Genomic DNA, 21,236 nt, shown 5'->3' on the forward strand with positions numbered 1-21,236 from the left:
CTCGTGAGGGTCAGGTCGGGCGGAGCCGTGGGGAGTAGATGACGCCTCGTCTGGTGTCCGCGTCGGGGTAGCGCCGACGGTCGGCGTCCTCTTCGCGGGCGATCGCTTCGTCGACGAAGTCGGTGATGCGGTCGACGGCGATCCGGCCCCGGGTCGCGGGGTCGGTGGCGACGCTCATCGGGATCCCGTGCGGGCCGCGGTCGGCGTCTTCCTCTCGCGAGGCGAGGAGGCTGGCTACTTGGCTGTCGTCCCACTCGGGTTCGCGGGAGATGACGAGTCGGCTGAGGCGTCCGTGCTCGTCTCGTTCGACGTCGACGACGTCTCGCGGTTCCCATCCGCCGAGTCGTCGAGGGGAGACTCCGAGCTCGCGAGCGAGTCGGCGGACTGCGCGAGCGTGAGGAGTCGCGCTTTTTTTGCGTCGAGGGTCGCCTTCTGCGGACCCCACTGGTTGGTGAGGAAGACCGCGTCGAGGATGCGGACCTTGTCGGGCGCGGAGACGATCGGCCACAGCCGGTCCCACATCTCGGGCGGGATGCGCTCCTCGGTGTCGTCGTCGACCAGGAAGCTGGAGACGCGGGCGACCGCAGCGCAGACCTCGGGGACGTTGAACTCGAAGGTCTTGTCCTTCGGGACGTCGGCTCGCGGGGAGGAGTCGTAGGTGCGGCGGGCCCAATCCTCGGGGTCGATCGCGCGGAACCGGAGGGTGACGAGCTGGTCCAGGAGGATGTCGGCGTCGACGTACCAGTTGGGGTCCTGGTCGGGGCGGGGCTTCTTGCTGGTGGTGTCGATGAGCTGGCTGAGGCCGGTGAGTCCGGTCATGGTGTTCCTCCCACGGAAGCGCCCTCGGAGGGTGGGCCTGGCGGGCGCTCCGTGGGCGCGGTTGTACGCCCGCCAGGGGTTGGAGTGATCCGAGGTCAGGCGACGACCGCGACGTCGGTCGCGACCTTGCCTCGGATGTTGAGGCGCTGGATGCGCTTGAGCTCGGTGTTGCGGGTGGGCATCACCTTGCGCTGGCGGCCGGCGCGGATCGGGAGAACGTCGACGAGCTGCTCGGCGACGATCTCGTCCTCGTTGGGGATCGCCCAGCGCTCGACGATGTCGCCGACGGCGCCGAACGGGAGCGCGAGGCGGAGGGTGTCGTTGTCGCGGTTGGTGTAGACGTACGAGATCTCGAGGGTGTGATCCTCGGGGCTGTCGTACTGGACGGTCTGGCCGAGGCCGAGGCGGTTGCTGGTGAGCGGGGCGTCGTTGTAGACGTGGTTGTACTCCCCGTCGCCGATGCCGTACGTGATCGCGATCACGGTGGCGGCGGTGAGCTCGGCGACGGTGGGGGCGCTGCGGTCAGCGAGCCCTCCGGGGACGAACAGGATGAGGACGTTGTCGTCGGAAAGGACGCCCTCGGGGATCTCGATATCTGCCATCAGGCATCTCCTTCGGTTGTGGTGCCCACGGACTTGGGCCGACGCCGCGATCGCGCGGGCCGGATGACGTACTTCGGCGGACGGGGCCGCGGCACGGGCGTCTCGTCGAGCACGACGTATGCGGAGGGGCGCGCACGGACGTCGGACGCGGGAGCGTCGAACTCGTGGCGGGGCCCGGTGGAGGAACGCACGCGGAAGAAGTCGGTCACGCGGTGCTCCTCTGGGAGATGAACATGAGGGTGATGTCGCAGTAGTAGAGCGGCGGAACGACCTCGAGGTCCGGGAGAACGCGGGAGACGCTCACGAGCTGCATCGGGCTGCATCGCCGTCCCTCTACGACGGGAGTCGCCTTGATGAGGCGGACGAGGAGTCGGTCGACGAGCTCGGCGCAGCCGAGCGCTGAGACGGAGACGGCGCGAAACTCCTGGTGGAAGGTCGCCTTGGAGTCGACTCGCTGCACCGAGGTGTTGCGCTCGTCATTGAGCTCCTCGGGCGGCGTGGGGTATGCGATGACGTACTGATCCCGCCGGAGCTTCCCGTCGCTTGTGACGAGCGCTGAGGGGTGGATGCGACCGACGAGGTCGGGGTCTTCCTCGACGAGGGCGACGCTGGCGGTGTAGTGCTCGGCGATCATCAGAGCCCCTTCTTCTTCATGCTCTCCTCGACGGCGAGCTCCATGCGGACGGGGAGCTCGGCGGAGGCGAAGGCGGCTGCGCGGTCGATGGATCCGCGCGCGCGGCCGCGGACGCCGCCGACGGCGTCCTCGAGGATGCCGAGGGAGGGCACCAGTCCGCCCTTGCCGGTGAGCCCGCCGTAGCGGAAGAGGTCGGGCCCGACTTCGCCCTCGTACACGCCTTGCCCGAAGGCGCCGTAGCTGCGGAGGGAGTAGTCGATGGTCGCGGCGTAGCGGCCGGCGATCTTCTTCGGGAAGGAGCGCTTGGCGTCGGCGTTCCAGAACTTCTTGGTCTCCATGAGCGTCTGCTGCATCGAGCGGCGCAGCTCGCGTCGGCTGATGTGCCCGGCTTCGGTGAGGTCCGCGGCGAGGCGGTACATCTCGGAGAAGTCGTAGCTGATGCCGTCGGTCACGAGGACTGTTCCGTGATCGGGAAGCGCAGCGCCGCGGTCTCGCCGCCCTGCGGTTGACCGCCGATGCGGAAGACGCGTCCCACAAGGCCCAAGTCAGCGACCGAGGCGGTGCATTCGAGGGCGAGACCCTCGTGCACGGTCATCGTGCCGATCGGCAGCTCGAGCACGCCGACGCGCTCGGACACGGTCTGGCTGGCGACGATGCGGTCGGAGACGGCGCTGCTGTTCCACTTCAGCTTCGCGGGACCTGCGTAGACGGGCGCGCCGATGGTGACGACGGTCTGCAGGTTCGCGCCCTGGGTCTCGGCGCGGGTCCCGATGGTGACGGTCTCCGTGAAGCGCTTCTGGGCGCGACGGCGCATCTTGGCGCGCTGGATCTCGGAGGCCATCAGGCGCCAGTGAGCGGGAGCGAGTAGACGCCGGATGCCGGGACCTCGACACGGGGTGCGAGGCGGTTGCGTTCGACGTCGGTGAGGTAGAGCTGGCCGCTGGAGAGGACCGCGTCGATGGTCTCCTGGTAGGTGTCCTCGCCCCAGGAGCGCAGGCCCTCGAAGTTGCGGACGACGCGGGCGACCATGTGGCCGATGGTGCGCTTGATGCTGTCCGGCTTCAGCCGAGCGGGTGCGTCTCCGGTCATGGCGAGGCGATGCTCGAGCGCGGGGATCTCGTCGTGCAGGATTCCCCAGGCGTCCTCGACGAGCTTCGTCGCGGCGCGGATCTCTTCGGGGAGGAGGGGCCGCTCGATGCGGTCCTTGACGTCTTCGATGTCAGCGGGGTTGTCCATGGGCAGCCCCTCCTCTCCTGCTACTTGATGACCTTCGTGGCGCCGGTGTCGATGTTCCGCTCGAGCTTCACGAGCTTCCCGTCGGGTCCGGTCTGCTCGTACTTCTCGATGCGCGCCTTGCCCTTGGGCTCGGCGGGCTTCTCGGGCGCGGGGATCGGCTGGACCGCGTTGACGGTGCCGACGGCGACCGCCTCGGGCCCGGGGGCGGGGGTGATCGAGGAGGCCTCCTCCGTGGGGTCGGTGGTGTCCGCGGGGCCGTCGCCGGGAGCGGTGACGGAGGGCGCGGTGTTGTCGGCGTCGAGCGTGGTCGAGGCGGGGGTCTCCGCCTCGGTGGTCTTGCTGCGGGAGGTGGTCATGCGAGGTGTCCTGTTCTCTCGAGAGAGGGCTGGGGAGGGAGTGGGGTGGTGGAGGGCCGGGTCAGTTCGCGAGCACGCCGCGCAGGCGCGCTGCTGCCTTGCCGCCGAAGACGGCGAGGCCGGTGTAGAACTCGATCCGGGTGCGGTAGGCGGGCTTCTCCTGCAGCTCTCCGATGTCGTAGACGTCGACACCACCGTTCGTGAGTCCGGTGACGGCCTGGTCGCCCTCGTCCTGGCCGAAGCGAACGGCGTAGATCGAGGAGGCGTTCGTGGCGGTGCCGGCGGTCTCGGTCCGCGGGAGGACATCGCCGCCGGTGGCGGTGGTGCCGGGGTCGAGCAGCGGGATCCCGTTGTAGGTGAGGACGCGCTTGCTCGTGAGCTCCTCGTTGAAGTACTCGGTGCCGCCGAGGCGCCGGCCGGAGGACTTGATCTTCGCGATGACGCTCTTGTTCGCGTAGAGGACGTCCACGTCGCCGTTGACCTGCGCGATGAGCGCGTCGAGGGCGTCGAAGAAGTCGTGGCCGGCGGTGACCGGGCCGAGGCCGTTGGTGGCGGCGTCGATGACCTGGTTGCCGATGAGGCGCTTCTTGAGGCCGTCGAAGCCCTTGGGGTCGACTGTGACGTCGCCGTTGAAGAAGGTGTCCTGGAACTTGTAGGACGCGGCCTTCACCTTCATCGCGGTCTGCGTGGCGCGCTGGTCGTTCAGGTTGCCGCGGGTCTTCACGATGAACCGGTCGACGTCGGCGTCGCCACCGAGGATGACCAGCGACTCGGAGCGCTGGTTCACGGTGCCGGTCGACTCGACGTAGGCCTCGTTCACCGAACGGAAGGCGACGCCGGGGAGGGTGGCCTCCTCGTTGTAGGCGTAGGCGTTGCCCTCGATCGGCATGAAGGGGATGCGGTCGAGGATCGACGAGGTCTGCACGAACGTCTCGATGACGCCGCGCTGGAGGTCCGTCTCGGAGAGGAGAGCGGCCTGAGGGAGAGTCACAGCCATGAGCTGTAGTCCTTTCTGGGGTTGGGAGCTCCGGCGCGACGTGCGTGGAGCGGGTCTACTTCTTGGAGGTGCTCTCGTACGCCTGGCGCAGGCGAGGCAGGCCGGCGCCGACCTCCCGCTTGGCGGGTCCGCTACCCGCGCCACCGATACCGACCTGACGGAAGTCGACGGTCGCCGTGGGGTCCTTGAGCAGGTAGGGGCGGTCAGTGGCGAGAGTGGTGAGGAGCTTCTTGACCGCGTCCGAGTCGACGATGTCGCCGTCGGCGACGTCGATCTTCTCGAGGTCGGCGGTGGGGAGCAGCGCGAGCGCGTCGAGCGGGTTGTTGAAGCCGAGCTCGGCGGCCTGGGTGCGAACCTCGGCGGTGCGGAGGCGGCCGTGCAGGCGCGCGTCGGCGGCGCGTTGCGCGTCGCGTTCGGCGGTCTTGCGGATGGTCTCCTCGTCGGGCTGCTTGCCGGCGTTCTTCTCGGCGACGAGCGCCTTGATCTCGTCCGGCGTGAGTCCGAGGTCGGCGTAGGCGCGCAGCTCGGCCTTCTTGCCGCGGAGCTCGTTCTTGGTGCGTTCGTAGGCCTGGACGCCAGCGGGGCCGAGCTGCTCGTCCCCGGTGCCGTCTCCGCTGCCTGCGCCGGCGCCGTCTCCGGTGCCGCTCCCGGCCCCGTCGCCGCCGGCGCCGGCGCCGTCGCCGCCGTCGGTAATGAACCGGAGGCGGGGGTGGCGGTGGAGAGGGGGGCCAGCGATGAGACCGAAGGGGTCGAGGTGGTGCGGGAGGCGGGTGAAGGGGCTGGTGGTCATGGTCACGGGTATCTCCTTGCGAGACGGTGAGGGGCACCTTGCGTGCCGTGGGGTTACTGCAGGCCGAGGAGGCGCGCGAGCGCCTTCACGGAGTCGGGGGTCCCTGGTCGGGAGAGCTTGTCGATCTCGCGCTCGTATTCGCGGGTCGCGAAGGCGCGGAGGGTGGGGGTGAGCTCGCTGGTGCCGTACGGGTTGCGGTTCTCGCGGACGGCGCGCATGCCGAGGACGGCGGAGTGCAGGCGTCGCTCGGCGGCGGTCTGCGTGGCGGGTTCGAGGAGGTCTCGCTTGCCGGTGGCGACGGCCTTCTTGTAGGCGAGGGTCGCGCCCTTGCGTGCGCCGCCGCGGCCGAGCTGGCCGGCGTAGCCGTAGCCGCTGTTGCCCTTGAGGTTGCCGCCGGCGGTCTGCTCGCCGGTGATGAAGCCGTTGTCGCCCATGAGCGCGATCGCTTCGTCGCGGGTGCGGGCGCTGCGGTAGATGTCGTCGATGGTCATCTTCGACGGGCTGTCCCATCGACGTGACTGCCATCCGCGGTTCCGGCCGGGGGTGTTCTTGAGCGCGTCGTCGGCGAGGCCGCGGCTGCGGGTGTTGACGATGCGGTAGATGTCGCCTCCGTCGCGCAGCGCCTGCGCGTCCTGCTTGCCGAAGAGGCGGTCCTGGTCGCGGGTGTCGAGTCCGTGGAAGTAGGCGTAGGGGTCGGTGCGGAGGTCGCCTGAGACGTTCTCGCGCGAGGGGACGTGGCGGCAGTCGCAGCTCGGATGCGCCTGGAAGCCTTCGTTCCAGCGAAAGTACTTGCCGGCGAGGGTGATGCAGAACTTGCACGAGGGTGGGTTGAGCATGCGGACGTAGCCGAGCTCGGGGCGGACTGTGATGCCGGCGGCGACCGCGCCCCGGTTGGCGGCGGTGATGGCGTCGTGGGTGACGTCGTTGAGGTAGTCGCGGGCGGTGAGCAGGGCGCCGGCGACGTCGAAGCCCTGCTTGATCTTCGCCTTGGTCGTCCAGACGGCGCCGTGCAGCGCGGTCTCGATCGGCCGGCCGTCGCGCATGCCTCCGGAGAAGCGGCGGCCGTTGACGGGCGCGAGCGGCGGGACGCTCTGGTCGAGCTGCTCGAGCACGGCGGGGACGTAGGCGAGGCCGGTGGCGGCGGCCGCGTCCTGCGCGGCGAGCAGGGCGAGGAACATCTCGGGGCCGATGCGTGACCAGGAGTAGTCGAGGTCGTCGGTCATCGTCGCCCAGAGGCTGTCGAGCTCACGCGTTGCCCGCGCCGTCACCTCCTGCTGTCGCTGGTAGTGCGCGATCGCCGCCGGTGGGAGCGCCATCGGTGACCTCCCCTGGGGTGCCGGCCGCGCCGGTGGTGTCGGTGAAGTCGCGGGTGATCATCGCCATGCGGTTCGCGAACACCTCGTCCTCGGCGAGGTCGATCCAGCGGTCGACCTTCGTCTTGGTCGCGCCGGGGATCATCTCCCAGGCGGCGCGCTTGGGGAAGTCGACGGAGATGAGCTTCGTGATCGCGTCGACGATCTGGGCGAAGGAGCGCGCCTCGGCGTCGGCCCAGAGCGATTCGGAGTCGGGGAGGAACTCCTGGGTCTCGCCCATCGCATACCAGGCGAGCTCGGCGAGGGATTCGTTGCCTTCGCCGGCGGCCAGCTGCAGGCCCTTCACGAGGGAGGCGAGCGTGGACTCCGCGCCGGTGAGCGCGTCGCCGGAGAGGTTCGCCATCTTCGAGAGCTGGTACTGCGGCGGGATCTGCCCGATCGCGAAGAAGTTGGACAGGAACTCGCTGTAGACGGCGACGTAGTTCTCGAGGTCGGACTCCTGGAGGTCGAACACTTTCGTCTGCCCGCCGGGGAAGGCGAGCATTCGGTCGACGGAGGCGCGGCCCGGGGTGTTGAGGATCGGGATGGCGTTCCCGTTCGCGTCGACCTTGGGGGTGCCGTCGGCGTTCTTCTGGTAGAGGAAGTTGCCGTCCTTGTCGGTGGCGCGCGGGTCGAAGCCGGTGACGATCTTCTGCCGGTGAGCGGAGAACTGCATGGCGAGGAGCGTGTTGAACCGGATGGTGTTCATCGCGTCTTGCTGCGGGATGAGCTGGTCGATCGCGGACCACGGCTGGCCCTTCGAGTCGGGCTTGTAGTCGTAGAGCGCGAACGGCACGGCCTTCATCGGATGCGAGACGTGCAGGGTGACCTGCCACTCGTTGCCGCCGCCGCGGCCGCCCTTCTCGAAGCGGATGACGTGGGTGTCGTCGTAGACGATGCCGACCGTCTTCTGCGTGCGCGCGCCGCCAGGGAGGATGAGTGCGTTGGATGCCTCGGAGAACTCCTCGATCTGGAAGAGCTTGACGACGTAGAGCGGGGTGAACGGGTCGTCTGGGTCCATCTCGACGTGCAGCAGGTCGTACGCCTCGGGTCGGACGATCGGGCGAGCCTTGTTCTTCGCGTTCGGCCAGCAGGAGGCGACGCCACGGCCGTGCATCATCATCGACTGGTAGATGAGCGACTGGCGGGTGTCCATTTTGTTCGCCTGCCACGCGCCGACCCAGATCTTCTTGTCGGCCTCCTCCCCGAGGTTGGTGCGGAAGGAGTCGAGGCGCAGTCGCTGGATGGGCGCGTTGACGGCGATGTCCATCCAGTTGGCGACCGACTGGGACCGCAGCTCTTGGTACTCCTCGGTGATGCCGGGGGGTGCGTAGGGCAGCTTCTGCTCGCCGCGGACGTACTCCTCGCGCGTCTTCACCGCGGGGGCCTTGGCCGTGATCTTCTGCTCACCGTTGATGAGGCGCTGGCGGGCGAGCCGCTCGCGCGCGAGCTCGGTTGGTTCCACGGGTGCCTCCTAGTTGAAGCCGTACATCACGGTCGAGATCTTCTCTTCCGCGGTCGTGCTGCCGGCGGCGATCGCGTCCATCGCGGCTTCGTGCGCGAGGACGCCGGACTGGGCGAGGTCGATCTTCTGGTGCTCGGTCGGCTTGCCGAGGATGTACCTCTGCATGCCGGTGATTTTGTCGAGGCCGCGGGAGCGGACGATGGCGTTCGCGAGGTGCACGGCCATGTCGGTGTCGCCGTCGTGGGTGACGTCCGACTCCGGGTTGTAGAAGTCGGTGCGGAATCGCTCGAGCGCTTCGTGCATCGGGATCGGCCGCTCGGTGCGCCACTTGATGAAGACCTCGGCGCCGTGCTGGGAAGCCCAGTGGTCGATCTCGGTCTCCCAGTAGCGGACGTCGCAGTAGGCGCGGACGATCTGGTAGCGGCTCGCGAGCTCGTCGACGGCGGCGTTCACCTCGGCGCGTGGGATGCGGCCGCCCCAGTCCTCTGGTCGCCAGTAGGTGCGGTGCTGGGCGGCGCCGTAGGTGGGGGTGAACTGGTAGCCGTCGAGGGTCTCGAGGCGGATGCCGGAGTGGTCGTTGTTTTCGGATCCGTCGAAGCCGAGGCACACGCGGGTGCGAGGTGCGACGATCGCGGGCGCCTTCTTCGCCTCCCAGCGGGCCATGTCGAACCAGGCGCCGGAGCCCGCGACGATGCGGTTGCCGAAGAAGCGCTCCGCCTGGGCGGGGTCCTTCTCGAGCAGCTCGGCAGCCTCCGCCTCGATGGAGTCGAGGTTCACCCACGGCGAGCCGTCGTAGACGATCGCGTGGATCCGGCGACGCTCGCGCGCGTTGCGGTAGGAGAGGTTCGCCGGCGGCTTCCGCCAGAACTTGAAGATGTCCGTCGAGGCCGACTCGTGCGTGCGCTGTGCAACCGAGTTCTCGGCGGGGTCCCACGTGTTCGTGGTCTCCATCGTGCGTCCGCCCATGCCGGCGGCGCCGCGTCGCTGCGTCTCGTAGACGTCGACCATCTTGTTCGAGGTCGTCGCCTTGCCGCTCTCGTCCTGCATCGCGAACGTGATCGGGTTGCCAAGGCGGGACAGAGCCGAGGAGGTGACCTTGTCGATGCGGTCGAGCTCGTCGTCGCCCGTGGCGCCGGCGACGCGGATGAAGTTCTGCCGGACGAAGAGCAGGTCCGACAGCGGCCCCATCTTGATCATCGCGACGAGGGGCGCGTAGGTGTTCCGCACCTGGTCCTCGGAGATCGCGGTGAGCTGGATAAGCGGCGAGGGGTGGCGGATGCCCATCGGCTCGCCTTCGTTGTAGGCGTACTCCCATCCGCATCCGCAGCCCCAGTCGGAGCACGAGTAGCCGTCGTCCTTGCCGGCCCAGCCTCCGAAGAGGGACGGGCCGACGCCTTCGATCGCGACGACGCCGGCGGCCCAGGGGCCCTTGCCGATCTTCTGGGGTCCGACGATCTGCGAGCGGCGGTAGACGAACGCTTGGTTGAGGAGCGGGTTCTCGGGGATCCACTGAGCGTCCGGGCGGACGCGGTAGTGGTTCGCGAGGGCCCAGAACTGCCAGTCGGCCTGCACGAAGCGGCGGCCGCGGGCGAAGCCGTTGGGCACGCGGGCGTGCTGGGCGAGCCAGGCGTCCTGGATGTCGCCGAGGGTCGGGAAGTCGACGACCATCGCCTGGTCATCGCTCACGCGGTCACCGCGCGGAGGCGCCGCTCGCCGGGCTGCTCACGGGGCAGCTGCGGCTCGGGCGCCGCGTCGGCGCCGTCCTCGTCCTCGCCGCGCTTTCCGGCGAGCTCGTCGGTGGCGATGCGCCAGCCGTTCTCCTTCATGCCGGCCGGGGTGATGCCGAGCTGGTCGGCGAGGCGGTGGACCTGGCCGAGGGTCGCGGCGGGGGCGTCCATCGCTTCGGAGCGGACGAGCCAGCGGCAGTAGTGGCCGATGGTGTGCATCCTCCAGCGCTCGATGTCCCACATCGCGGCCTGCGGTGTCCGCCACAGCTCGCGCCACACTTTCTTCTCTCGATCGGTCGGATCTGGCAGCGGGAACGTCGGCACGCGCCCCTTGAAGCCGTTCCTCGGGAGGAGCTTGAAGGTGAGCGCCCGCTGCTCGGAGCGGGCTGAGTTCGGGTCGGCTTGGGGACCGGATCGGTTGCGGGATCCTCCACGTGACATGGCCTTTTCTCCTCCGCGGCGTTGCGCCGCATCAGACCGGGCCGAGCGTTGCGCTCGGCTCGTTCGGCACGCTGCAGGACCGACCCAGCGTTGCGCTGAGGGGTCCCGCCGCGATGTTTGAACCCTCCACGAGGTAGAGAGCCATCCCCGGCGGTCCGTCCGGCGACCCCGCCCAGGGGGTCCCCCCCACCCCCTCGCGGCCGAAGCTGAGAGGAGTCTGGGAGACCTTCGAGGTCGAGGTCGCTGGCGGCAGGGCGCCGATCCGCGCGCTACTGGGGCGGGCTGGGCGGTGCCGGCGGGCTCAGATGACGGCGTTAAAGCCGCCCGGCTGAGCCTCCGCAGTGGAGCTGTCGTGGCAGCCCTTGCACAGGCCGCGGCCGCGCTGCGGGTCGTCAGGATCGAGGCCGCGGTCGAGGAGCTCACGTCGCGACAGCGGGTGATGGTCGGCCACGGTGGAGAGGGCAGCGCCGCAGAGGACGCAGATGGGGTCGCGCCGGAGCACGGCTCGGCGGAAGCCGACGCGGTGCTCGGTGCTGGTGTAGCCGCGCTGCTGCGCGGTGCCTCGCCGGCGGTCGGCCTCGCGTCGATGCGTTGCGCACCGTGAGCCTTCGCCGTCGGGGTAGATGGTGGGGCATCCGCTCACGGAGCAGACGCGCATCAGTCGTCGTCGTCCTCGAAGGCGTCGGTGGCGATCCTGCCTGCTGCCCAGTCGGCGAGCGAGACGTGCATGTTCGGCGAGGAGTCGGAGGTGATGTACTCGTTGTGGAAGCCGACGACTGTGCCGCCGTCAGCGGGGCCGACATCGACGAGGTTCGAGATCTCGTAGCTGACGACCCATGCAGTGATGACCGCATTGGCTCGCTCGGGCTTCTCGGCCGCGTCGGTGGTCTCGCGGTGGTGGGCGAGGATCGCGTCCTCGATCGCCTGCAAGGTCTGTGCGCTCACGGGATGCTCCTCCGAAGATGGCGAGGCGAGCACCGCGGCGCGATGGTGCGCGCTCACGCGATGCTCGCCTCGAGGCGGCGCTTCGTCGGCGCCGGCGTCCCGGCTCTCACCCTCATAGCGGAGCCGGGAACGACGAAGGCCCCGCATCTCTGCGAGGCCTTCAAGTCTGCGTCTAGGGCGCCGAACACCCCGAACCTAGTGATTTGAATCGTCATGCATGTAGAGCGCGTTGTCAAGCGCTCACGGGAAGTCTCCTGTCGCTCGCTCGCGGCCGAGGCTCGCCTGTCCCCTCACTTTCGTCCTGCTGCTCCCGTTCGCGCTTCCTGCGGGCGTGCGTGGCTCGGATGTCGCTGAGTGCGAAGAAGGCCGGGCGTCCGCCTGTCTTCTTCCACCCGTCGGCTCGGGCGACCCGCTCGGTCTGACGCACCGACAAGCCAAGACCGGCGGCCGCGGCGTCAATGCGGATCCAGCGCTCGGGCTCGGTCATCGATCACCGCCATGGCACGGGCACTGGCAGTCGGTCTCCGCGTCCTTGACGTTGTCCCAGGCGTCGAGACGGCAGTTGGTGTGCTTCCCGTCTCGACACTCGGGGTTCAGGATCGGCTCGTCTACGGCGAGCGCCGTCTGGGTCTGGGGTTCGGGTTCGGGGTTCAGGTCGGCGAGGGCGGTGGTGAGCCGCTGCTCTGCATCCGCGCAGCGGTCGTAGGCGCGTTCGTAGGCGCGGGCGGCTTCGCTGGCGTTGTCGATGGTGGAGGTGCCGACGGCGAGGAACGCTGTGCTGGCGGTGGCTCGCTCGTGGGCGAGTTCGGTGCGGAGGCGGGTGATGTGCTCGGGTTCAGTCACGGGTGGCCTCCTCGGGGGTGGGCGCCGATGTCCACGGCAGCATCAGCCCGTCCCCTTCGCGGCGCGGGATGTAGTGGAGGTGCAGATGCTCGATCGTCTGGGAGGCCTCCGCGCCCGCGTTGAGGATGAGGTTGTACGGCTCGGTGATCCGGTTCACGTGCCGCCAGTTCGTCAGCAGCGGCAGCACGTCCTTGACGCCTGCCGGGTACATCTCCTGACCGGGCTTCCAATCCCGAATCCGCTCGAACGGATCAGAGAGCGGCGAGTGGTGCGTCCTCGTCACGAACAGGCGGTGCCCTGGCGTGACCGGGTTCAGCGGCTCGAATGACACCGCATTCAGCCATGACAGGTCGTAGTCCTCACGGCTGATCCGCTCGCAGAAGGGGCAGCCCGCGCGTCCGATCACGACTGATCTCCGGTCTCGCGGGTGGGCGCGACGGGCTCGGGCGATGCCTTCGTGAATCCGGCCCGGAACGCCTGCCAGTGAGTGCCCAACTCTCCAGGCTGGTCCCTGTACGTCTTCCACGCGGCCCAGACTCGCTCCTTCCACTCCTCCGCCGTCTCTACGGTGCCCAACGGCGGAGCGGCGGCGATCCTGCGAGCGTCAGCGTCGATCCGATCCGCGTCCGCCCCGTGGAACTCGAGCATCTCCAGGGCCTCCTCGTAGGAGAACCAGTCCTCCGCCGTCTCTACAGCCTTGAGGGTGCGGAGAGCGTCGGAGGCGGCTTGGTGGGCTTTGGCGAGGTCCTGGTCGAAGCTGTGTCCGTGTCTGCCCGTCTGCCATCTCTCCGCGATGCGGCCTCCCTGTGCTTGGTACCAGCGGAGGATGGCGGCTGCGACGTCCTTCGGGGCGCCGGGCATGTCGAAGGCGCCGTCCGGGGTCCAGGAGAGCAGCCTCTCGCCGGTCGGGCTCATGACGTGGATGGTGGCCGGCGAGATCTCGAGGGGGATGAGCGGGCCGGTGATCTCGTCGAGGGTCTGCTCGCGCGCGGGGGCGGGGTCCTCGTTGAAGGCTGAGGGGACGTCGGCGCGGAAGCGGATGGCGGTGAGGCCGATGACCTCGGCGACGTCGGCGGTGCGGACGCGGCCGCTGCGGATGAGGTCGATCGCAGCCGCTGCTCCGCCGTCGCAGATGCCCTTGTCGGAAAGTCCGCACTTGCGGAGTTCGTCGATGATCTGCTCGAGAGTCTCGCCCTTGAGCTCGCTGATCTCCGTGTCGCGGGGAAAGGCGTTCGGGACGACGGCGGGCGTCTCCATCTTGATGATCGTCTGCTCGAGCTCCTTCTCGTGGTGCGCGAGGACGTCGAGTGCGCTGGTGCGATCGGGCTGAGTCTTGGCGCGGCGGACGGCCATGTGGGCGTGCTCGAGGACCACGATCTGGGCTCGGAGGGTGGATGCTTCTTCGGGGGTAAGCATGGGGTCCTATCGGGTCTCGGCGGGAGCAGTGGTGGCGGGTCTGGTGGCGAAGTCGCCGGTGACGACGTGGTAGTTGGCGACGCGCATGATCCGGCTGTCGCCGTCGTAGCGGTCGTGGTCGGCGACGACGATGAGCTCGACGTCGGGCTTGCCGTAGCTCTGCTCCCAGCGCGAGCCCTCGTGGCGGACGAGGGCGACGATCGTGCCGGATCCGTAGCGGTAGGCGTCGGTGTACTGGTGGTTGCCGAGACGGACGACGACGCCGACGGCGAGGTCACCGTGTGTCTCGATGTCGCGGTAGCCGCACACGTGCAGTTCCGCGAGGTGCTGAGCGACGAGGGCGGCGCGTCTCGCTTCCGCTTCCGCGGCCTGCTGTCGGGCGTTCCATGCGTCGGGGTTGAGGAAGGTGCGGACGTGCTCGAGCATGCTGACCTCGATGGCGCCGGCGGCGATCGCCTTCTTCCGCTTCGGGAGGGTGACGTCGAAGTGCTCTTGCCAGGTGCCGGGCTTCTGGATCCAGGTCTCCTTGAGGCCGATCTTGCGGGCCATCGCGAGCAGCTCTTCGGTGGTGTCGGCGGTCATGTGGCACCAGACGCCGCGGACGGTGCGGGCGCCGTTGGGGACGTCCGCGGGGATCATGAAGTTGTCGACGTAGACGCTCACGAGGCGGCCTGCTCGGCGAGGACGTGGGTGCGGATGATCTCGCGGAGGCGGTTGCGGGTCGCGATGTAGGTGAGGTGGTCCGGGGTGCGGGCGAGGGCGACGTCTTCGTCGGCGTAGGCGTTGGCTCCCTGCTGCATGATCGCGAGCGCGTTCGCAGCGAGGGCCTGGCGCGCGGTCTGCTCTTCGGCGGCGGCGAGGCGGTCGACTGCGGTCGCGAGCTTCTGGAGGGCACGGCTGGTGGGGGTGGGCTGTGCTGGCTGGATGGGCGGGGTCGGGATGGTCACTTCGGGCTCCTATCGGGCGGGCTGGAGGGTGAGCCAGTCGCGTTGCGCGGTCTGGCGGTGGGAGGGGTCGGCGGCGCACATGATGCGGGAGGGGCGTGCGGAGTCGGGGTCGGTGATGATGCCGACGAGCTGGCCGTCGCAGACGAGGACCGTGTCGGCGTCGAGCTCGGCCACCTCGTGCTCGCAGTGCGCGCCGCGGAGGGTGACGCGGGTGACGCCTCCGGAGCCTTCGGCGCGCTGCGCGTAGTTGCGGAGGTTGATGGCGTCGGTGACCCAGGAGGGGCCGAGGCCCGGGTAGTGGGTGAGCCACGTCGCGTGCTGGTGCGCGATATACGCGAGGGCGCGGCCGGTCTGCTGGAGGGTGCGGGTGGAGGGCTGGCGTTCGAGGTACATGCCGCCGAAGCCGACGTCGTAGATCAGGTGCAGCGGCCCGCCGACCATGCTCGACGGGGTCTGCGTGATCAGGACGCGGGCGATGTAGCTCGTCCAGTCGGCGATCTCGTGCAGCGCCGACGTCGCGGTCGGGTTCCAGAGGGCGGAGACGTCGCCGTGCCCGGACGTCGAGACGCGATCGTTGTCGCGCGCCCCGCGGGACACGAGGATCGCGTGCTGCACGTGCGGGATCGCAAGCATCACGTCGATGAGGGTCCGCTTGAGGGACGCGTGGCAGGCAGCGCACAGCTCCGTGCCGGGGACGACCGGGATCTGCAGGGACTCGTTCGACGTCCCCCGGTGCGGGCGGGCGCAGAAGGTGAGCGGGTGTCCGTCAGGGGTGAGGGTGGGGGTGACGTAGTCGGGGTAGGTGCTCACGCTGTCTCTTCCGGTGCGGTGGTGCAGGGGCGGGTGGGTCAGACGACGCGGAGGCGGTCGGGCAGCTGACCGAACTCGTGAGCGCGCATGATCTCCGGACGGTGATCGGGGTGTACGAGCAGCGCCGGGAGGCCGAGACCGATCGCCGGGCTGAGGGTGACCGTGCCTCGGCGCTGGTAGGGCGAGAACGACAGGACGACGGGGGTCGTCGTGAAGCTGAGCAGCGTGTGCATCTCGGCCAGGACCGACGGCGCGTTCGATGTCATCGACAGCGACGGGGCGACCGGATCGGACTGCGGCGAGCGCCGTGTGAGCTTGCGGGCGAGGCGGGTGGGTCCGTGGCGCCAGGTGATGGTGAGGGCGGAGACGGCGAGGAGGGCTACGGCGAGCGCCGTGAGTCGTCGGATCACAGTCGTCCCTCCGCTCGGATTCGTGCTTCGGCTGCGGCGACGTTGTGGAAGTCGATGGGGTCTCCTCCGAGGTCGGGGTGGGTGGCGCGCTTCGCTCGTCGGACGAGTTCGCGGAAGGTGTGGATGGTGCCGGGCTCTCCGTAGTTGGCGTCGAGCCAGTCGGCAGCGCCGGCGGTGGTGGAGAACTCCATGACGTGGCGTGTGCCGGGTGCAGTGGTGGACTCGAGTGCGAGGAAGCCGCGGTACTGCTCGCCGCGCTTGGTGACGCCGTAGCGGTCGACCTTGCGGAGTGCTTCGAGGGCGAGGGCGATCGCGCGGACGTTGTCCTGCCAGGTGGTGAAGGTGTCGCAGGGGTAGGACAGAGGTCCGTGGATGCTGGTGAGGGTGAGGATGATGCCGGGGTGGTCGGCTCGGGCGTCGCGGCGGGGCCGGCCGTCGATGCGGAACTGGGCTGCGCTGATGGCGACCTGGAGGATGACGTCGTCGGCGTCGAGCGCTGTGAGCTCGCGGCGGAGGATCTTGAGGGTGTCGGTCCAGGAGGCGCGGAACGGGGCGGTGCGGCGGTCGGGGGTGATGAGGCCGGGCCACTCGCCGATCGGGGCGACGGTTAGCTCGTCGGGCCAGTAGGCGGTCATCGGTCGGCCCTCCGGTCGGCTCGGTCGGCGTTGGCTTCGTCCTCGAGGCGGCTGATGACGTCGCCCGCCCAGCGGGTGGTGATGGTGGCGAGCTGGATGAGGGCGGCGAGGAGTTCCTGGCGGTCTTCCTTCGCGAGGACTCGGAAGACCATCTCGAGGAGCACGCCGTCCCAGTCGAGGGTCTCGCCGACCGCCTCGGCGATGAATGCGAAGTGGCGCTCGAGGTCTGCGGCTCGGTGGATGGGGTCGGTGAGGATGCCGAGCGGGGTCGTGTTGGGGCCGGTGCCGTCGAGTGCTTCGGGCCCGCCGGCGAGGTCGCCGTCGGCGGAGTCGATGGCGGGCTGCTGGCGGGTGAGGTGGTCGGCGATCGCGCGGAGGGCGACGGCGGTGTGGACGTCGGCGGTGACGGCGACGCTTGTGGGCCGGTGAGCTGGCGTGTCGGTGGTCATGGTGTCTCCGTTCGGGTGATGCCGAGGATCTGCTCGGCCAGTCGTCGTGCGCGGTGGGGGTCGGTGGTCGCGTTCTGGAAGACCTTCCCGTCCTTGCTCAGGAGGGGTTCGGCTTGCTGGCGCTTGACGCCGAGGACCTCGAGGATGGGCGGGTCGGAGCCGTCGGCGGAGTTGAGGAAGTAGGCGATCGGCGGGTCGTCGCCCATGCCGTCGCGGCGGAGTCGGCCGATGGCCTGCTCGTGCACCTGCGGGGACCAGTCGAGCTCCCCGAACACGGCGACGCGGGACACCTTCTGGAGGCCGTCGACTCCGGCGCCGGAGCGGAGGGACATGATCAGGACGCGGCAGTCGCCGGTCTTGAACGCCTCCTCCGCGTCGACCTTCTGCTTCGGCGACTCGGAGCCGGTGTAGAGGCGGGGCTTGAACTCGGCGAGCTCGTCCATCCACACGTCGTAGACGTCGCGGTGCCAGCCGAAGAGCAGCACCTTCCCCTCCGACTCGAGGAGGAGGCGGACGAAGTCGGCGACGAACGGGGCCTTCGCGACGCCCGTCGCCTGCCGCATCTGCCAGTCGATGGTTCCGCCGGCCTGCATCTTCTGCGCGCCCGTCGCCGTGTCCGAGAGGAGGATCCGGGCGAGGTGCTCGACCGACTTCCGTGCCTCCTCGATCACGGCGGAGTCGGAGTCGATGACGTAGGGGACCTTGATCGTCTTCGGGAGCTCGCGGCCGACCTCCATGCGGGTGCGGCCGAACATCAGGCCCTGCTCGCGGATGTACGAGCCGAGGGTCGCCGGGTTGCGGATGTGACCGTTCCCGGTGACGCCCCACTCGCGGAGGAACTCCTCGCGGGTGCCGAGCTGGCCCTCGGCGATGATGTCGAGGACGTTCCAGATCTCGCCTGCGTAGTTGTAGACGGGCGTCGCGGTCAGGCCGAGGACGTAGGTCGCATGGGAGGCGAGCAGCGCGGCCGCCTTGCCCTTGTCGGTCGCCGTCCCGTTGCGCAGCTCCTGCGCCTCGTCGAACATGACCGATCGGACCTGGTCAGAGAGGGTCGCCGCCCACCCGTCGAGCTTCGAGTAGCTCATTATCGTCACGTCCGCGAGGTCGTGCCGGACCGCGCGCGCTGACGGGGTCGTCTTCTTCGCGACCTCGTACGTCAGCCAGGGCATCGCGTCCTCGAGCTCGGCCACCCACCGGGACGGGAGGTGCGTCGGTGCTACGACGACCGCCGGCAGCGCGTCCTCGTGCACGAGGTTGAGCAGGCCCGTGAGCGTCTTCCCGAGGCCGACCTCGTCGGTCAGCAGGTAGCGGCGGCGGGCGCGGAGCAGCTCAACGGCGCGCAGCTGATACTCGCGCGGCGTCTTGAGCGGGTCGCGGGCGAGTTCGAGTCGCACGGGAGCCCCGCCGATGATGCCTCCGACGTCCTGCTCGAGGTCGACGTACGCGGCCGCGGCCTGCTGGAGGTACCGCTCCGAGTGCGGGTTGATCGGCTTCATCGGCCACCGCTCGAGGATCCACGCGAGATCTCGCGCGACCTCGGTGGTGTCGGCGACGGTCAGCATCGATGTGCGCGTCGTGGAGAGACGGCCGAGGATGCGGCGAATGCGGAGGCGGACGGCGGGGTCGGCGGCGATCACCCACCTCCCGCGCTTGTCGCCGGATGCGAGGCTCGCCGGCTGGTAGCCGTAGGTGCCGTAGGTGCGCTGGTCTGTCACAGGAGTCCGATCAGGGTGGCGACGACGATCGGCTTGCCCTCAAGCACCCCGGAGAGGTGCAGGTGGGAGGCGCGGGTCGTCGCGAGGACGAGGGCGTCGAGTTCGGCGCAGGCGGCGTACCGATCGAGCTGCCGGCGGACCGCGGGCGCGCCGCCGGCGAGCTTCACCTCGACGCCGACCGTGAAGCCGCCCGTGACCGGGGCGAAGACGATCACGTCGATCCGCGATCGCGCGTCCGAGAGCGGCACCTCGCGCATGACCATCGCGGGCTCGACACCGCACCCGATGTAGGTGCTTGCGAGCTGCTCGTAGATCGCCACCTGCAGCTCGTCCTCGGTTGAAAACGTCGGAGTCGGCATGTTCTGAATCGCGATCGCCACGCCCTCCGCTGCGGCGAGCGCCGTCACGGTCATCGGGCGACCTCGTAGAGGGCGGCGGCGATCGAGAGGAGCTGCGCTGCGAGGTGGTCGTGCTCGCGGTTGTCGCGGCGGTGGATCATCGCAGCCAGCTCGCTGTACGTCTGAGCTGAGGCGCGCATCGCGGGACGGTTGATGAAAGGAGGGGTGGCAGCCGCGTCGGGCGTCAGGAGCTCGGCTTCACTTCGCTCGCGCGATTCGTCCCGTCCCTGCTGGCTGACGTCCGTCGTCGCCTCTCGGCCGCTCTTCACCACCCCTCCGGTCAGGTCCGACCAGTAGTCGGGGATCGGTCCGGCGAGGGTGCCGTCGTCGCGGACGGAGTACTGGCCGGGTCGCATGAGGGTCGCGGTCTCCTCGTACTGGTCGAAGAAGGCGCCGGCGGTGGGGCAGCCGAAGAGGGTGCCCTCGACGCGCTCGCGCAGGGGGTGGCGCATGGTCCAGTCGTCGGCGTCGATCTGCACGATGTGCTCGGTGATGCCGGAGTCGGCGGCGAGGAGGTCGGTGACGGCGCCGCGGTTCGGGCAGCCCTGCCAGGAGCAGGTGATGAAGCCGCCGTCGCCGAGGAACAGGGTCTGGCCGCACCCCATGGGGCAGTAACCGGCGATGAGGGGGTGGGCGGTCATCGGTTCCTCCTGCGGGTGGCGATGCGGTAGGCGACGTGGACGAGGAGGGCGAGGAGCGCGTAGGCGGCGAAGAGGAGCACGCACGCGAGGAGGAGGGCGCCGATCGCGCCGAGGACGACGCCGAGGATCATGGCAATCGCGTCGGTCAGGCGGTCCATCAGAGGTCGTCCTCGTCGTCGGAGTCGTCTGCTGCGGGTGCCTCGGCAGCGGCGCGCGCGGCCGCGTCGTTGACCAGCTGCTCCTCGATCTCCGAGAGGGTGTAGCCCCACCTGCTGAGCTGGGCGAGGTAGGCGGGGGTGGAGTCGTCTTTCCATCCGGTCTTTTCGAAGTCCTGCTTCGCTTCGGTGGCGGCGAGCGCGATGCCGAGGAGCACGTGCTGGTAGCGGAGGTGCGTCGCCTCCTGCTGCAGGCGCTTGCCTCGGCTCTGGTAGCCGGCGTAGCTCGCGTTATTGACGGAGTCGGCGACGTCCTCGATGCCGAGGAGCTCGAAGACCATCTCGGCGTGCTTGAAGGGGACGGTCGAGGAGCCGACGGTGGAGGCGACGTAGAGGGCGGCGTACTCGTCGCCCTTGATCGGGACGGTGCGGCGCTGCAGGAGCTCGCGGATCCACGCGCGGCGGACGTCGGTGGCGGGCCTCCAGAGCTTCGTGTTGTCGCGCGAGATCCGGCGCTGCTCCTTCTCGGCGTCGGTGAGAGGCTCCTTCACGTTCGTGTTGCGGACGAACCAGCCGTGATCGTTCCAGTTGCGGACGTAGTACTCGAGCGAGTACTCGGAGCGGTAGTAGAGCTTCGTGACGACCACGGCGACGTCGTCGGGCGCCTCGGCGACGAGCTGCTCGGGGGTGGGGTGGTCGTAGCCGGTCTTGCTCGAGTAGATGTAACTGCGGTGCTGCCAGACGGTGTCGGTGTAGGTCGGCGCCTCCTCGAGCACGATCACGCCCAAGGCCCCTGCCTGAGCGATCGCCTCGATCCTCTTCGCTTCCTCCGCCTGCTCCTCGCGGATGCGGGCGGCCTCGTGCTCGAGCTGCTCGGGGTGTTCGGCGGCGATCTGGTCGAGGCGGGCGATCGCGGTGTCGTCGCCGTCGAAGGCGGTGATGACGAGGGCCTGGTCGATGGTCAGCTGGTGGTGGACGATCGCGGTCGCAGCCGCGGCGGATCCGGCGACGGCTAGCGCTGACTCGACGCGCTTCTTGGGGGCGTTGACCTTGCGGCTGATCTGGTCGGCGGAGACGCCGAAGAGGGAGAGCTGCTGCCAGGCGGCGGTGTGCTCGGCGTCGGTGAGGGCGGCGCGGTGGTCGTTGACGACGAGCTGCTCGATGATGCGTTCGCGGTCAGTGATCTCGAAGGTGCGCGAGGTGTCGTGGCGGGCGACGATGACGGGGACATCGTCGAGGCCGGCCTCGATGGCGGCGAGGGTGCGGCGTTGCCCGTCGATGACGTCGAAGCCGCCGACGTCGTTGATGACGACGGTGATGGGGACGAGAATCCCGTGCTGCTTGATGTTGGAGACGAAGGGCTTGTCGACCCGCGTGTCGGTGCGGACGTTGGCGGCGATGGTCAGCTTGCCGATCGGGACGACGCGGGCGTCGATGGTGGTGGGCATGGTGG

Annotated in this window: 31 protein-coding genes; 1 reads left to right on the forward strand and 30 read right to left on the reverse strand. The window is 69.3% G+C overall.

Translation table 11 applies throughout. The features are described from left to right. Positions 1-10: 10 nt before the first annotated feature. The 15 genes from GRS96_RS12360 to GRS96_RS12430 all read right to left on the reverse strand — a co-directional run bounded on the left by GRS96_RS12360 (position 11) and on the right by GRS96_RS12430 (position 10,419). Positions 11-178 carry a hypothetical protein gene (locus GRS96_RS12360; RefSeq protein ID WP_159988595.1) on the reverse strand — a complete coding sequence of 56 codons (168 nt, stop codon included), beginning with the start codon at positions 176-178 and terminating at the stop codon, positions 11-13. Between the two features lie 56 nt (positions 179-234). Then, positions 235-819 (reverse strand): hypothetical protein, encoded by a 585-nt coding sequence (locus GRS96_RS12365; RefSeq protein WP_159988596.1) that lies wholly within the window; start codon positions 817-819, stop codon positions 235-237. A gap of 95 nt (positions 820-914) precedes the next feature. After that, positions 915-1,421: a phage tail tube protein gene (locus GRS96_RS12370; protein WP_159988597.1), complete on the reverse strand. Its 507-nt coding sequence runs from the start codon at positions 1,419-1,421 to the stop codon at positions 915-917. Then, positions 1,421-1,630 carry a hypothetical protein gene (locus tag GRS96_RS12375; protein ID WP_159988598.1) on the reverse strand — a complete coding sequence of 70 codons (210 nt, stop codon included), beginning with the start codon at positions 1,628-1,630 and terminating at the stop codon, positions 1,421-1,423. Before GRS96_RS12375 ends, GRS96_RS12370 begins: the two co-directional genes overlap by 1 nt. After that, positions 1,627-2,055, reverse strand: a complete 429-nt coding sequence (locus tag GRS96_RS12380; protein ID WP_159988599.1) for a hypothetical protein — start codon at positions 2,053-2,055, stop codon at positions 1,627-1,629. Before GRS96_RS12380 ends, GRS96_RS12375 begins: the two co-directional genes overlap by 4 nt. Beyond that, a complete protein-coding gene (locus GRS96_RS12385) occupies positions 2,055-2,507 on the reverse strand; it encodes a hypothetical protein (protein WP_159988600.1) in 453 nt (150 codons plus the stop codon). The genes GRS96_RS12380 and GRS96_RS12385 overlap by 1 nt, the downstream gene beginning before the upstream one ends. Beyond that, complete coding sequence (locus GRS96_RS12390) at positions 2,504-2,896, reverse strand: DUF6093 family protein (RefSeq protein WP_159988601.1); 393 nt, start codon at positions 2,894-2,896, stop codon at positions 2,504-2,506. Before GRS96_RS12390 ends, GRS96_RS12385 begins: the two co-directional genes overlap by 4 nt. Beyond that, a complete protein-coding gene (locus GRS96_RS12395) occupies positions 2,896-3,291 on the reverse strand; it encodes a Gp19/Gp15/Gp42 family protein (RefSeq protein WP_159988602.1) in 396 nt (131 codons plus the stop codon). Before GRS96_RS12395 ends, GRS96_RS12390 begins: the two co-directional genes overlap by 1 nt. Before the next feature lie 20 nt (positions 3,292-3,311). Then, positions 3,312-3,647, reverse strand: a complete 336-nt coding sequence (locus tag GRS96_RS12400) for a hypothetical protein (RefSeq protein WP_159988603.1) — start codon at positions 3,645-3,647, stop codon at positions 3,312-3,314. Between the two features lie 61 nt (positions 3,648-3,708). Further along, positions 3,709-4,644 (reverse strand): major capsid protein, encoded by a 936-nt coding sequence (locus tag GRS96_RS12405; protein ID WP_159988604.1) that lies wholly within the window; start codon positions 4,642-4,644, stop codon positions 3,709-3,711. Between the two features lie 55 nt (positions 4,645-4,699). Beyond that, positions 4,700-5,440, reverse strand: coding sequence for a hypothetical protein (locus GRS96_RS12410; protein WP_159988605.1), 741 nt, complete (start codon positions 5,438-5,440; stop codon positions 4,700-4,702). Between the two features lie 47 nt (positions 5,441-5,487). Beyond that, on the reverse strand, positions 5,488-6,750 hold the full coding sequence (locus tag GRS96_RS12415; RefSeq protein WP_159988606.1) for a VG15 protein: 1,263 nt from the start codon (positions 6,748-6,750) through the stop codon (positions 5,488-5,490). Beyond that, on the reverse strand, positions 6,680-8,251 hold the full coding sequence (locus tag GRS96_RS12420) for a phage portal protein (RefSeq protein WP_159988607.1): 1,572 nt from the start codon (positions 8,249-8,251) through the stop codon (positions 6,680-6,682). Before GRS96_RS12420 ends, GRS96_RS12415 begins: the two co-directional genes overlap by 71 nt. 9 nt (positions 8,252-8,260) lie before the next feature. Next, positions 8,261-9,937 (reverse strand): hypothetical protein, encoded by a 1,677-nt coding sequence (locus GRS96_RS12425; RefSeq protein WP_204162080.1) that lies wholly within the window; start codon positions 9,935-9,937, stop codon positions 8,261-8,263. Continuing rightward, positions 9,934-10,419 carry a hypothetical protein gene (locus tag GRS96_RS12430; RefSeq protein ID WP_159988608.1) on the reverse strand — a complete coding sequence of 162 codons (486 nt, stop codon included), beginning with the start codon at positions 10,417-10,419 and terminating at the stop codon, positions 9,934-9,936. The genes GRS96_RS12425 and GRS96_RS12430 overlap by 4 nt, the downstream gene beginning before the upstream one ends. Positions 10,420-10,771: 352 nt before the next feature. On the opposite strand from GRS96_RS12430, the gene GRS96_RS12435 reads away from it, so the two are divergent. Continuing rightward, positions 10,772-11,023: a hypothetical protein gene (locus tag GRS96_RS12435; RefSeq protein WP_159988609.1), complete on the forward strand. Its 252-nt coding sequence runs from the start codon at positions 10,772-10,774 to the stop codon at positions 11,021-11,023. 53 nt (positions 11,024-11,076) lie between these two features. Here the strand turns inward: GRS96_RS12435 and GRS96_RS12440 are convergent, their stop codons facing one another. The 15 genes from GRS96_RS12440 to GRS96_RS12510 all read right to left on the reverse strand — a co-directional run bounded on the left by GRS96_RS12440 (position 11,077) and on the right by GRS96_RS12510 (position 21,231). Next, entirely contained in the window at positions 11,077-11,364 is a 288-nt protein-coding gene (locus tag GRS96_RS12440) for a hypothetical protein (RefSeq protein ID WP_159988610.1), read from the reverse strand. 483 nt (positions 11,365-11,847) lie between these two features. Then, the gene (locus GRS96_RS12445; RefSeq protein WP_159988611.1) at positions 11,848-12,207 is read right to left on the reverse strand and encodes a hypothetical protein; all 360 of its coding nucleotides are present in this window, start codon (positions 12,205-12,207) and stop codon (positions 11,848-11,850) included. Then, entirely contained in the window at positions 12,200-12,613 is a 414-nt protein-coding gene (locus tag GRS96_RS12450; RefSeq protein WP_159988612.1) for an HIT family protein, read from the reverse strand. The genes GRS96_RS12445 and GRS96_RS12450 overlap by 8 nt, the downstream gene beginning before the upstream one ends. After that, the gene (locus GRS96_RS12455) at positions 12,610-13,623 is read right to left on the reverse strand and encodes a hypothetical protein (RefSeq protein ID WP_159988613.1); all 1,014 of its coding nucleotides are present in this window, start codon (positions 13,621-13,623) and stop codon (positions 12,610-12,612) included. The genes GRS96_RS12450 and GRS96_RS12455 overlap by 4 nt, the downstream gene beginning before the upstream one ends. 6 nt (positions 13,624-13,629) lie before the next feature. Then, positions 13,630-14,286 carry a DUF4031 domain-containing protein gene (locus GRS96_RS20495; RefSeq protein WP_204162081.1) on the reverse strand — a complete coding sequence of 219 codons (657 nt, stop codon included), beginning with the start codon at positions 14,284-14,286 and terminating at the stop codon, positions 13,630-13,632. Continuing rightward, positions 14,283-14,570: a hypothetical protein gene (locus GRS96_RS12465; RefSeq protein WP_159988614.1), complete on the reverse strand. Its 288-nt coding sequence runs from the start codon at positions 14,568-14,570 to the stop codon at positions 14,283-14,285. Before GRS96_RS12465 ends, GRS96_RS20495 begins: the two co-directional genes overlap by 4 nt. Before the next feature lie 9 nt (positions 14,571-14,579). Further along, positions 14,580-15,380 carry a hypothetical protein gene (locus tag GRS96_RS12470; RefSeq protein ID WP_159988615.1) on the reverse strand — a complete coding sequence of 267 codons (801 nt, stop codon included), beginning with the start codon at positions 15,378-15,380 and terminating at the stop codon, positions 14,580-14,582. A gap of 38 nt (positions 15,381-15,418) precedes the next feature. Then, positions 15,419-15,790: a hypothetical protein gene (locus tag GRS96_RS12475; protein WP_159988616.1), complete on the reverse strand. Its 372-nt coding sequence runs from the start codon at positions 15,788-15,790 to the stop codon at positions 15,419-15,421. Beyond that, a complete protein-coding gene (locus GRS96_RS12480) occupies positions 15,787-16,425 on the reverse strand; it encodes a molecular chaperone DnaJ (RefSeq protein WP_159988617.1) in 639 nt (212 codons plus the stop codon). The genes GRS96_RS12475 and GRS96_RS12480 overlap by 4 nt, the downstream gene beginning before the upstream one ends. Next, positions 16,422-16,874, reverse strand: coding sequence for a hypothetical protein (locus GRS96_RS12485; protein ID WP_159988618.1), 453 nt, complete (start codon positions 16,872-16,874; stop codon positions 16,422-16,424). Before GRS96_RS12485 ends, GRS96_RS12480 begins: the two co-directional genes overlap by 4 nt. Continuing rightward, a complete protein-coding gene (locus GRS96_RS12490) occupies positions 16,871-18,589 on the reverse strand; it encodes an SNF2-related protein (RefSeq protein WP_159988619.1) in 1,719 nt (572 codons plus the stop codon). Before GRS96_RS12490 ends, GRS96_RS12485 begins: the two co-directional genes overlap by 4 nt. Next, a complete protein-coding gene (locus GRS96_RS12495; RefSeq protein ID WP_159988620.1) occupies positions 18,586-19,002 on the reverse strand; it encodes a hypothetical protein in 417 nt (138 codons plus the stop codon). Before GRS96_RS12495 ends, GRS96_RS12490 begins: the two co-directional genes overlap by 4 nt. Beyond that, positions 18,999-19,628, reverse strand: a complete 630-nt coding sequence (locus tag GRS96_RS12500; RefSeq protein ID WP_159988621.1) for a DUF6085 family protein — start codon at positions 19,626-19,628, stop codon at positions 18,999-19,001. The genes GRS96_RS12495 and GRS96_RS12500 overlap by 4 nt, the downstream gene beginning before the upstream one ends. Continuing rightward, complete coding sequence (locus tag GRS96_RS12505; RefSeq protein WP_159988622.1) at positions 19,625-19,786, reverse strand: hypothetical protein; 162 nt, start codon at positions 19,784-19,786, stop codon at positions 19,625-19,627. The genes GRS96_RS12500 and GRS96_RS12505 overlap by 4 nt, the downstream gene beginning before the upstream one ends. Continuing rightward, entirely contained in the window at positions 19,786-21,231 is a 1,446-nt protein-coding gene (locus GRS96_RS12510) for a ParB/RepB/Spo0J family partition protein (RefSeq protein ID WP_159988623.1), read from the reverse strand. The genes GRS96_RS12505 and GRS96_RS12510 overlap by 1 nt, the downstream gene beginning before the upstream one ends. Between the last annotated feature and the right edge of the window lie 5 nt (positions 21,232-21,236).

Origin of the sequence: Rathayibacter sp. VKM Ac-2803 (assembly GCF_009807175.1) — a bacterium.
In the GTDB taxonomy this organism is placed as follows: Bacteria; Actinomycetota; Actinomycetes; order Actinomycetales; family Microbacteriaceae; genus Rathayibacter.